Annotated in this window: 1 tRNA gene; it reads right to left on the minus strand. The window is 62.9% G+C overall.

Annotated features, from left to right (window positions below):
• Window positions 1-510: 510 nt before the first annotated feature.
• A tRNA-Met gene (locus tag J4G32_RS20645) sits at window positions 511-587 on the minus strand.
• Window positions 588-591: the final 4 nt, after the last annotated feature.

Raw genomic sequence — 591 nt, forward strand, 5'->3', positions numbered from 1 at the left:
GGATCCAGAGCTGTTCAAGGGCGTTTGCGGCTGAGCTTCACGCGGAGGTCAATCGCGGCCGGATCGATCGGCGCGCGGCGCGGGCGTCGATCGAGCAGGAGCTGTCGCGGACCAACCAGCGCATCCGCCGCATCCTCGACCTGCTGCTTGGCAGTGACGACGCTCCACGCTCTCTCATGGACGATCTGAAGGTCCTGGAGGCTCGCAAGGTCGAGCTCCAGACCGAACTGAGGGAGCCAGCCAGCGCCCAACCGCTGTTCCATCCCAACCTCGCCGAGATCTATCGCCAGAAGGTTGCTGATCTCGGTTCCCTGCTGGAGCGGCCGGAGACGCAAGCGGAAGCGTTTGATCTGATCCGGAGCCTGATCGAGGTGATCCGGCTGGTGCCGGAGGACGGCGCGCTGAAGGTGGAGCTGCGCGGTGAGCTCGCCGGTATCCTGGCCTTGTGTGACGGACATGCAAAAAGCCGGACCCTTTCGGATCCGGCTTTTGCTGGTCGACAATTAAAGATGGTTGCGGGGACAGGATTTGAACCTGTGACCTTCAGGTTATGAGCCTGACGAGCTACCGGGCTGCTCCACCCCGCGTCAA

Origin of the sequence: Microvirga antarctica, from assembly GCF_017921815.1 — a bacterium.
Taxonomy (GTDB): Bacteria; Pseudomonadota; Alphaproteobacteria; order Rhizobiales; family Beijerinckiaceae; genus Microvirga; species Microvirga antarctica.